The organism is Cupriavidus sp. 01L46 (assembly GCF_056399905.1).
The window spans coordinates 43,069-53,577 of sequence record NZ_JBFTSF010000045.1 but is presented as its reverse complement, the minus strand read 5'-3'; the positions used below and the strand labels follow the sequence as shown (position 1 = coordinate 53,577).

The window sequence follows — 10,509 nt, the reverse complement described above, 5'->3', positions numbered from 1 at the left end:
CAACTTTTGATATCTCTTGGACAGGGGCCAATGCACCGGTACTCCGGTCTTTGATATAGGCTCCGCCCTGCGCGCGAATACGACCTTCCTTTGCCGATTGGTTTCTATTGTCGGCGCCTAAGCTGGTAACTTCATAAATCTGCGCTTGCCCATTTTCGCCGTAGCACGTGATGGCACAGCGGACCGAGATCGGGGTAGGCCGCGCGCAGCGTCTCGATAATCTATCGATAGCCACGGGGCCCTCCATGGCGTCGCCAAACCGATTGACGAAGACATAGGGATTGCGATGTGCACGGGGCCAACGGGCCCTCACACCCCGATCCATATGCCAACGAACAGAGCTTTTCCCGAAGCGGCGAATCATCCACAGCAAAGTTTACGCCGCTCAATGCTTACCAAGGCATTGACTGCAACGAAAAAGCCCCGCTTTTGGCGGGGCTGATCTTTACACCTTTTGGTTACGAAACCGTCAGAACGGAATATCGTCGTCCATGTCTTCAAAGCCATTCGACGGAGCCTGCTGCTGGCGACGCGCGCCGCCGGCACCTTGCTGGCCACCGGCGGCCTGGCCGCCACCGCTGCGTGCACCGCCGCCGTAACCACCACCGCCGCCGCCCGACGATTCGCGGCCACCACCGTAGCCACCGCCGCCCATGTCGTCGCCACCGCCGCCGCCGCCACCACCGCCCATGCCCTGGCGCGAGCCCAGCATCTGCATTTGCTCAGCCACGATTTCGGTGCTGTACTTTTCCACGCCGGACTGGTCGGTCCACTTGCGGGTGCGGATGCGCCCTTCGATATAGACCTGCGAGCCCTTGCGCAGGTACTGGCCGGCGATCTCGGCCAGCTTGCCGAAGAAGGCGATGCGGTGCCACTCGGTGGCTTCCTTCATCTCGCCGCTGGTCTTGTCCTTGTARCGATCGGTGGTCGCCAGGCGGATGTTGCTCACGGCGTCGCCGCTGGGCAGGTAGCGGGTTTCCGGATCCGCGCCCAGGTTGCCGACGAGGATGACTTTGTTGATCGATGCCATGTGAATGTTCTCCCAGGGCCACGCCCTCTGCTGCAAGCGGCGTGGCGATGCCTTGACTGTTGACTGATGCGTAAACGAATAACGCGCCCCCGGCCAAGAAGTCGGGCGCGCGGTCATGCTAGTGCCTAATTACGGCAAAAAGCTATACGAAGTGATGCGGGCAGCCCTTGCGGACTAATGACCGCGAGCTGCCAACCTCAGGCAGCGACGGCCTGGGCACTGCTTTTCCGGGCCGGCGGCGACTTCATGTTCCAGGCGATTATAAGCCAGAGGAGGAGCACCACGGCGCAGCCGATGAAGACCGCGCTACGGCCTTCGTGCTTGAGCAGCCAGCCACCCACGGCACCGCCCAGGAACAGGCCCATCGCCTGCGTGGTGTTGTAGACGCCAAGCGCAGCCCCGCGCGCGGCGGCGGCGTAGCGCGACACCAGCGAGGGCTGCATGGCTTCCAGCACGTTGAAGGCCACGAAGAACAGCAGCAACACGCCCACGATGCCCCACAGGCCGTGCACGGCGGCAAACAGCAGCTGCACCGCGGTCATCAGGCCGACCGCGCCGAGCAGCACGGGGCGCACCTTGCCATAGCGTTCGGCGGCCATCATCGGCGCGAGCATCAGCACGAAGGAAACCAGCACCACCGGCAGGTAGACCTTCCAGTGCTGGTCCAGCGGCATGCCGGCATCGCTGAGCATGGCCGGCACCACCATGAACATGGCCACCTGCGACGCGTGCAGTGCCAGCACACCCACGTTCAGGCGGATCAGGTCGGGGTTGAGCAGCACGCTGCGAAACGGCAGCCGCACAGGATGCGGCGGCGGCGGCGTGGGCACCAGGAACAGGGTCACCAGGATGGCGACCACGCCCAGCACCGACATCAGCGTGAAGATCCCGGGCATGCCGATGCTGTGCAGCAGCGGCGAGGCAATCACCAGCGACAGCGCGAAGGTCAGGCCGATGCTTCCGCCCACCATGGCCATGGCCTTGGTGCGATGCTGCTCGCGGGTCAGGTCGGCGATGCAGGCGGTGATGGCCGCGGAGATCGCGCCCATGCCTTGCAGCGAGCGGCCGATGATGATGCCGGACAACGTGTCGGAGTTGGCCGCCACCAGCCCGCCGGCGACAAACAGCAGCAGGCCCGCCACCATCACCGGCTTGCGGCCGACGCGGTCGGACAGCCAGCCGAGAGGAATGTGCAGGAAAGCTTGCATCAGGCCGTAGATGCCCATGGCCAGGCCCACGCGCTGGGCGTCGTGCCCGTCGGGCAGGCCATGCGCATATTCGGCGAACACAGGCAGGATCAGGAACAAGCCCAGCATGCGCAGGGCAAAAATACTGGCGAGCGAAATGCTGGCCCGCACTTCCATGCCGGTCATGCGGTCGCGCCCGGCAGCGGGCTGAACCTTGGAAACGTCGGCCTTGGCCGCATCTTGGGAGGAGCTATGGATCGACGACATTGCGATCGTGGGGAATTTCTATGACGGATTGCCGGGTCGTGCACCGCGCACGCACCGCATCACCCCAATGCTGACGGGGCGGCGACAACTTCGATCCATGGCCGGAGCGGAAGTTGCGGCGCTTCTGCCACCGTTGCCGCAGGGCGCAGACTAATGGCCCAAGCAACCCCCGGAAACCGAAGTTCGGTATATTAACAGGTTTGCTCTGCTGCGCTTTCGGGTCCGGACCGGACACCGCAAGCCCCGGCGCGGGCTGGCAAAGCCCGGCCTGAGGCTGGCCTGACGCCGGCTGCAGCCATGCTGGCATGCTTTTTTCTTGAAATTCCGTGAGACCCGGCCTGTCGTCCCGACYGGCGGCCCCGCCTGGCGAAGACAATCGGTATATGGAAGAAATTAGAATCCGTGGTGCCCGTACCCACAACCTGAAGAACATCAATCTCGATCTGCCGCGCAACAAGCTGATCGTGATTACCGGGCTGTCCGGATCGGGCAAGTCCTCGCTCGCCTTCGACACCCTGTACGCGGAGGGCCAGCGCCGCTACGTGGAGTCGCTGTCGGCCTACGCGCGCCAGTTCCTGCAGCTGATGGAGAAGCCGGACGTCGACCTGATCGAGGGACTATCGCCCGCGATCGCCATCGAACAGAAGGCAACCAGCCACAACCCGCGCTCRACCGTSGGCACGGTCACCGAGATCCACGACTACCTGCGGCTGCTGTTCGCGCGCGCCGGCACGCCTTACTGCCCCGACCACAACCTGGCGCTGCAGGCGCAAAGCGTCTCGCAGATGGTCGACGCCGCGCTGGCGCTGCCGGAAGACACCAAGCTGATGATCCTGGCGCCGGTGGTGGCCAACCGCAAGGGCGAGCACTCTGACCTGTTCGACACCATGCAGGCGCAGGGTTTCGTGCGCTTTCGCATCCGCTCCGGCGGCGGCACCACGCATGAGGCGCCGGCGGTGGTCTACGAGGTGGACGCGCTGCCCAAGCYGAAAAAGACCGAGAAGCATTCCATCGACGTGGTGGTGGATCGCGTCAAGGTGCGCCCGGACATCAAGCAACGCCTGGCGGAATCGTTTGAGACCGCGCTGCGCCTGGCCGACGGCCGCGCCATCGCGCTGGAGATCGACACCAACCAGGAACACGGATTCAGCTCCAAGTTTGCCTGCCCGATCTGCTCGTACTCGCTGCAGGAACTGGAGCCACGGTTGTTCTCGTTCAACAACCCGATGGGCGCCTGCCCGAGCTGCGACGGCCTGGGCCAGATCACCTTCTTCGACCCCAAGCGGGTGGTGGCCTTCCCCAACCTGTCGCTGGCCTCGGGCGCCATCAAGGGCTGGGACCGCCGCAACCAGTTTTACTTCCAGATGCTGCAAAGCCTGGCGGCCTACTACGACTTCGAGCTCGATACAGCCTTCGAGGACCTGCCGGCCGAGGTGCAGGAAGTCGTGCTGCACGGCTCGGGCGACGTCGAAATCCCGTTCACCTACATGAACGAACGTGGCCGCACCACCGTGCGCGAGCATGCCTTCGAGGGCATCATCCCCAACCTGGAACGCCGCTACCGCGAGACCGACTCCATCGCGGTGCGCGAGGAGCTCGCCAAGTACCAGAACAACCAKGCCTGCCCCGCCTGCCACGGTACCCGCCTGCGCACCGAGGCGCGCCACGTCAAGCTGGGCGAGAACGACCAGGCGCGCGCCATCTACGAGATCAACGGCTGGCCGCTGCGCGACGCGCTCACCTATTTCCTCACGCTGGACATGCACGGCGCCAAGCGCGAGATCGCCGACAAGATCGTCAAGGAAATCAGCGCGCGCCTGAACTTCCTCAACAACGTGGGGCTGGATTACCTGTCGCTCGAGCGCAGCGCCGACACGCTGTCGGGCGGCGAGGCACAGCGCATCCGGCTGGCGTCGCAGATCGGCTCCGGCCTGACGGGCGTGATGTACGTGCTGGACGAACCGTCCATCGGCCTGCACCAGCGCGACAACGACCGCCTGATCGGCACGCTCAAGCACCTGCGCGACATCGGCAACTCCGTGCTGGTCGTAGAGCACGACGAAGACATGATCCGCGCCTGCGACTACGTGGTCGACATTGGCCCGGGCGCCGGCGTGCACGGCGGCATGATCGTGGCCGAAGGCACGCCGCAGCAGATCGAGCAGTCGGCCAATTCGCTCACCGGGCAGTACATGTCCGGCGCACGCCGCATCGAGGTGCCGAAAGAGCGCGCTGCGCCCGACGAGGAAAAGCTGCTGCGCATCATCAACGCCACCGGCAACAACCTGCGCAACGTCAGCGCCGAGATCCCGGTGGGCCTGCTCACCTGCGTGACCGGCGTGTCGGGCTCGGGCAAGTCGACGCTGATCAACGACACGCTCTACCACGCGGTGGCGCGCCACCTGTATGGCTCCACGGCGGAGCCGGCCGCGCACGACCGCATCGAMGGGCTGGAGCATTTCGACAAGGTCATCAACGTCGACCAGAGCCCGATCGGCCGCACCCCGCGCTCGAACCCCGCGACGTACACCGGCCTGTTCACGCCGATCCGCGAGCTGTTCGCGGGCGTGCCGTCGGCCAAGGAGCGTGGCTACGATCCGGGCCGCTTCTCGTTCAACGTCAAGGGCGGGCGCTGCGAGGCCTGCCAGGGAGATGGCGTGATCAAGGTCGAGATGCACTTCCTGCCGGACGTGTACGTGCCTTGCGACGTCTGCCATGGCAAGCGCTACAACCGCGAAACACTAGAGGTGCTCTACAAGGGCAAGAACATCCACGAAGTGCTCGACATGACGGTCGAGCACGCGCACGAGTTCTTCCTGGYGGTGCCTGTCGTGCGGCGCAAGCTCAAGACGCTGCTGGACGTGGGCCTTGGCTACATCCGGCTGGGCCAGTCCGCCACCACGCTCTCGGGCGGCGAGGCGCAGCGCGTCAAGCTGTCGCTGGAGCTGTCCAAGCGCGACACCGGCCGCACGCTCTACATCCTGGACGAACCCACCACGGGCCTGCACTTCCACGATATCGAACTGCTGCTCAAGGTCATCCACAAGCTGCGCGACCAGGGCAACACGGTGGTCATCATCGAGCACAACCTGGACGTGATCAAGACCGCGGACTGGCTGCTCGACATGGGCCCGGAGGGCGGTGCGGGCGGTGGCCAGGTGATCGCCAAGGGCACGCCGGAAACGGTGGCGGCTAGCCGCGCGAGCTTCACCGGCAAGTACCTGGCGCCGCTGCTCGAGCGCCGCTGACCACAATGCGCACGGGTTCCCCCCTCATCCTGCGCGCCTGGCAATGCGCGCTGCTGCTCGGCAGCGCAGCCGTTGCCGGCCCGGCTGCGGCGCAGGCCACCGTCACGCCGATCGACCTGGCCGCGCCGGCGGCGCGAGCGCTCGATGAACCTGCCGCGCCAGCGGCATCCGCCCCGCCCGCGCAAGCCGCCCGGGAGGCCAGCGCCGCCAGCGCTGCCCGGGTACCAGCCAAGGCGAGCGGCGCCGTATCCGGCAATCTGGCGCTGACGCTGGGCGGGGCTGCCGTGCTTGTGGCCATCGCCGCGATGCTGCAGCGCGCGCGCCGCAGACGCCGCCCGCGGTCCTCGAAGTAGGCCCGCGCGGCGCCTTGCATTCGACCTTGCCCGGCCTACCATAGACTGCGGAAGGCCGCGCCTCTTGAAGCCCYTTCCGGGGCTGGCACAGGCCAATGCAGGAGCACGGCCATGGAACTCACCGTAGTGCCGATCGCCAAGCCCGAGGCGACCAACTTCATTTTCGGGCAATCCCACTTCATCAAGACCGTGGACGACATCCACGAGGCGCTGGCCGGCGCGGTGCCGGGCATCCGCTTTGGACTGGCGTTCTGCGAGGCCTCGGGCAAGCGCCTTGTGCGCTGGTCCGGCACCGACGAGGCGATGATCGACCTGGCGTGCCAGAACGCGCTGGCAATCGGCGCCGGCCACTGCTTCCTGGTGTTCCTCGGCGACGGCTTCTATCCGGTCAATGTGCTCGCGACCGTGCGCGCGGTGCCGGAGGTGTGCCGGATCTATTGCGCCACGGCAAACCCGACCGAGGTGGTGGTAGCGCAGACCGCGCAGGGGCGCGCGGTGCTTGGCGTGGTGGATGGCGCCTCGCCGCTCGGGCTGGAAACCGAGGCTGACATTGCCGCGCGGCGGAACCTGCTGCGGGAGATCGGCTACAAGCTGTAGCCCTCCTTAGTGGCTCCTCAGTGGCTCCTTCGTGCCGCCTTAGTGCGCCTGCGCGGACGGCACCGCCCTGGCTGGGGGTTCGCCATCGTCTTCCTTCATGCGGCTGCGGTTAAGCACGCCAGCGTCTTCCAGCACCGGATAGGCGGTGGCGCAGAACAACGAGTTCAGGCGCTTGAGATCGCTGATTACGTCGAGGTGCAGCGAGCTGGTCTCGATGCTCTCGGCGGTCTGCACTGCGATGCGTTGCAGGTGGGTACGCGCGTACTGGCGCTCCATCTCGCGGAAGGTCGCCTTCTCCGCCATCAGTTGCTGCGCGCTTTTCAGGTCGCCGGAGAGGAAGACCGACAACCCGAGCCGCAGGTTGGCCACCACGCGCGCGTGCATCTGCGAGATCTCCTGCATGCCGGCTTCCGAGAAGGCCAGGTTGTGGGCGATCTTCTTTTCGCGCGCGTCCTGCACGATGCGCTCGATGATGTCGCCGGCATGCTCGAGGTTGATGGTGAGCGAGATGATTTCCGTCCAGCGCCGGCCGTCGCGCTCATCCAGTGCCTCCAGGCTGATCCGGGTCAGGTAAAGCTTGATCGCGGTGTAGAGATCGTCCACCTCGTCGTCGATGCGGCAGGTGGCGGTGGCGAGCTTGGCATCGTTGGTGCGTAGCACGCGCAGCATGTTGTCCAGCATCTGCTCGATGCGGTCGCCGATGCGCAGCACCTCGCGCGCGGCATTGGACAACGCCAGCGCCGGCGTGGGCAGCGCGGCGGGATCGAGGTGGCGCGGGGTGACCTGGCTGTCGCCGGTGTTGCGGCCCGGCAGCACCGCCTCGCACAGGCGCGCCAGCGGACCGGTGGCGCCCAGCAGCAGCGCCGCCAGCGCCACATTGAAGAGCAGGTGGAAATTCACGACCAGCCGCTGCGGATCGGCATCGACCAGCGCAAGCAGGTGTTCGGCCTGCCCCAGCAAGGGCAGCGCGATCACGCATCCGAGCAGGCGCGATAGCAGGTTGCCCAGCGTGACGCGCTTGCCGGGCTGGTTGTTGCCCGAGGTGGTCAGCAGCGCGGAAATGCCCGAGCCCAGGTTGGCGCCCAGCACCAGCGCCATCGCCACATGCAGCGACACCACCCCGGCCGAGGCCAGCGCTCCGCAGAACAGCACCACCGCCAGGCTGGAATAGCAAAGGATGGTCAGGAAGGCGCCAATCAGCATGTCCAGCGTCGGGTCTCCGGTGAGCGTGCCGAACAACACCTTGACGCCAGCCGCTTCCACCACGGGGCGGGTGGCAATGGAGATCAGCTCCAGCGCCAGCGTGATCAGCCCCAGGCCGATCAGCACGCGGCCCACGTGGCCAGGCTTGTTGCCCTTCCAGGACAGATGCAGGATCACGCCAACGAAGATCAACAGCGGCGACAGCCAGGACAGGTCCAGCGAGAACACCTGCACCATGATGGCGGTGCCGACGTTGGCGCCCAGCATGATGGCCAGCGCCGGCGCCACGGCAATCAGGCCCTGGCCGACGAAGGAGCTGACGATGACGGCGGTCGCGTTGCTGCTCTGGACCAGGCCGGTCACGCCGAGGCCGGCGGCGAAGGCCGTGAACCGGTTGGAAATGCTGGACGAGAGCACGTGGCGCAGGTTGGCGCCATACACGCGCAGGATGCCGACCTTGACGATGTTGGTGCCCCACACCAGCAGCGCCACGCCGGAAAGCAAATGAAGTAGTACGCCCATGCTGCGCCCTTATGCCCTTATGTGACCGGTGCCTCCAATGCGGATCGCAAGATTTCGCCCGGCCATCGTATCGTTGTCAATGGGGCATTATGCGCCTGCCGGCATGTGTGGGCAACGCCATGTCCACGCTGCGAAAATGGCCGCAAGCCCAATGCGCAAGCCGCTCACGCCGGACGTAGCAAGTGCCGCGGGGCGAAGCCTGGCGGCCAATGCCGGGGGCGCCGTAATTGGCATATTATTACAGCTTGAGGCATTTTGTTGCAAAACCAAAGGCAGCGCGGCGCCCGTGCCGCCCGGAGATCGGGCGTCAATGCGCGTCAATGCCCGTCAAAGCGGCAAACCGTGAACAGCGGCAGGCCGCTATCCAGCAGGTGGCGCGAGCCACCGAGCTCGGGCAGGTCGACGATGGCGGCGCCTTCCACCACGGTGGCGCCCAGCCGCTCGAGCAGCTTGCGGCCAGCCATCATGGTGCCGCCGGTGGCGATCAGGTCGTCCACCAGCAGCACGCGGTCACCCGGCTTGCAGGCATCGGCGTGGATCTCCACCGTGGCGCTGCCGTACTCCAGCTCATATTCCTCGGCCACGGTCTCGAACGGCAGCTTGCCCTTCTTGCGGATTGGCACGAAGCCCAGGTTCAGCTCGTACGCCACGATGGCGCCCAGAATAAAGCCACGTGCGTCGATGCCGGCCACCACGTCGAGCTTGGTGTCCATGTAGCGGTGCACAAAGACATCGATCAGCACGCGCAGGGACTTGGGATCCTGCAGCAACGGCGTGATGTCGCGGAACATCACGCCGGGCTGCGGCCAGTCAGGCACGGTACGGATGCGTTCGCGCAGGTAGTGGGTAACGTCGCCAAGGGCGGACGACTGGATGGTGGTGTTGGGCATGGGGACTCGTTCGGGCAGCCCGCCAAATCGGCAGGCTGGATGCGGTAATGGGTTACCACCCGGGCTGCCGCAAACGGCAACACAATGGGCAACGCCTGGGAGGACGGCACGCTTTGCGGCGCGGCTCCCCCGGGACAACCGTAACCATACAGGAGACAGCGATGGCGAAAAAGATCTTGATGCTGGTCGGCGACTACGCCGAAGACTATGAAACCATGGTGCCTTTCCAGGCGCTCCAGATGGTGGGCCATACGGTCCATGCGGTGTGTCCCGACAAGGCGGCCGGCGCCAGCTGCCCCACCGCCATCCATGATTTCGAGGGCGACCAGACCTATAGCGAAAAGCGCGGCCACAACTTCGCGCTGAACGCGAGCTTTGCCGATGTGGATCCGGCAGCCTACGACGGGCTGGTCATCCCGGGCGGGCGGGCCCCCGAATACCTGCGCCTGAACGAGCGGGTGCTGGAGATCGTGCGGCACTTTGCCAGCACCAACAAACCGATTGCAGCGGTGTGCCACGGCGCCCAGCTGCTAGCCGCGGCCGGCGTGCTGGAAGGCCGGACCTGCTCGGCCTATCCGGCCTGCGCGCCCGAAGTGCGCCTGGCGGGCGGAAAATATGCCGACATTCCGGTCGACCAGGCCTACACCGATGGCAACCTGGTGAGCGCTCCGGCCTGGCCCGCGCACCCGGCATGGCTGGCGCAGTTCCTTGCCGTCCTGGGCACCAGGATCGTACATTAGAGGCTACCGAACGCGGCCCGCGAGCCTGCCTAGGGCTATCGCGGGCCGTTAAGCACGGGAGTTCTTCTATGTGTGAAATCTTCATCCGGGCCACCCCGCAGTCGTACCAGGGGCAGTCGCGCTCGCTCCGGCTGCATGGCGTGGCCACCAGCATCCGGCTGGAAAGCCTGTTCTGGGAAGTGCTCGAAACGCTGGCAAGGCGCGATGGCATGAGCGTGAGCCAGCTCATCACCCGGCTGCACGACGAACTGGTGGCCTACCGGGGCGAGGCGGCAAACTTCACGTCCTTCCTGCGCRTATGCTGCCTCCGTTACCTGATGCTGCAAGGCGAAGGCCGCATTCCCGCCGACCCGCGCATCCCGATCGGTTCGCTCGACGCGCGCTCCGTGCTGGAGGGCCTGCCGCCATCGTGGGCGGAAGAGGCGCACACCGGCAGCCGCGTGGCGGCATGAACCCGAACTTGCGGCCACTG

General features: G+C 65.9%; 9 protein-coding genes. 5 read left to right on the top strand and 4 right to left on the bottom strand.

Annotated elements, in window-relative coordinates; genetic code table 11:
• Positions 1–469 precede the first annotated feature (469 nt).
• Entirely contained in the window at positions 470–1,030 is a 561-nt protein-coding gene (ssb, locus tag AC1DS3_RS10860) for a single-stranded DNA-binding protein (RefSeq protein ID WP_441632353.1), read from the bottom strand.
• 197 nt (positions 1,031–1,227) lie between these two features.
• Positions 1,228–2,484 (bottom strand): MFS transporter, encoded by a 1,257-nt coding sequence (locus AC1DS3_RS10855; RefSeq protein ID WP_441632351.1) that lies wholly within the window; start codon positions 2,482–2,484, stop codon positions 1,228–1,230.
• Between the two features lie 383 nt (positions 2,485–2,867).
• Here AC1DS3_RS10855 and uvrA point away from each other — a divergent pair, with 383 nt between their 5' ends.
• The 3 genes from uvrA to AC1DS3_RS10840 all read left to right on the top strand — a co-directional run bounded on the left by uvrA (position 2,868) and on the right by AC1DS3_RS10840 (position 6,682).
• The gene (gene uvrA / locus AC1DS3_RS10850) at positions 2,868–5,732 is read left to right on the top strand and encodes an excinuclease ABC subunit UvrA (protein ID WP_477127149.1); all 2,865 of its coding nucleotides are present in this window, start codon (positions 2,868–2,870) and stop codon (positions 5,730–5,732) included.
• Positions 5,733–5,737: 5 nt separating this feature from the next.
• Positions 5,738–6,085, top strand: a complete 348-nt coding sequence (locus AC1DS3_RS10845) for a hypothetical protein (protein WP_441632348.1) — start codon at positions 5,738–5,740, stop codon at positions 6,083–6,085.
• A 111-nt stretch (positions 6,086–6,196) separates the two neighbouring features.
• Positions 6,197–6,682 carry an adenosine-specific kinase gene (locus AC1DS3_RS10840; RefSeq protein ID WP_441632346.1) on the top strand — a complete coding sequence of 162 codons (486 nt, stop codon included), beginning with the start codon at positions 6,197–6,199 and terminating at the stop codon, positions 6,680–6,682.
• A gap of 39 nt (positions 6,683–6,721) precedes the next feature.
• Here the strand turns inward: AC1DS3_RS10840 and AC1DS3_RS10835 are convergent, their stop codons facing one another.
• Both AC1DS3_RS10835 and AC1DS3_RS10830 read right to left on the bottom strand, forming a co-directional pair.
• Positions 6,722–8,407, bottom strand: a complete 1,686-nt coding sequence (locus AC1DS3_RS10835) for a Na/Pi cotransporter family protein (RefSeq protein ID WP_441632344.1) — start codon at positions 8,405–8,407, stop codon at positions 6,722–6,724.
• A 317-nt stretch (positions 8,408–8,724) separates the two neighbouring features.
• Positions 8,725–9,297 (bottom strand): adenine phosphoribosyltransferase, encoded by a 573-nt coding sequence (locus AC1DS3_RS10830; RefSeq protein ID WP_441632342.1) that lies wholly within the window; start codon positions 9,295–9,297, stop codon positions 8,725–8,727.
• Between the two features lie 161 nt (positions 9,298–9,458).
• Here AC1DS3_RS10830 and AC1DS3_RS10825 point away from each other — a divergent pair, with 161 nt between their 5' ends.
• Together AC1DS3_RS10825 and AC1DS3_RS10820 are read left to right on the top strand one after the other, a co-directional pair.
• Complete coding sequence (locus AC1DS3_RS10825) at positions 9,459–10,037, top strand: DJ-1/PfpI family protein (RefSeq protein ID WP_006159426.1); 579 nt, start codon at positions 9,459–9,461, stop codon at positions 10,035–10,037.
• Between the two features lie 68 nt (positions 10,038–10,105).
• Entirely contained in the window at positions 10,106–10,489 is a 384-nt protein-coding gene (locus AC1DS3_RS10820) for a ribbon-helix-helix domain-containing protein (RefSeq protein ID WP_477127148.1), read from the top strand.
• The last annotated feature ends 20 nt before the right edge of the window (positions 10,490–10,509 follow it).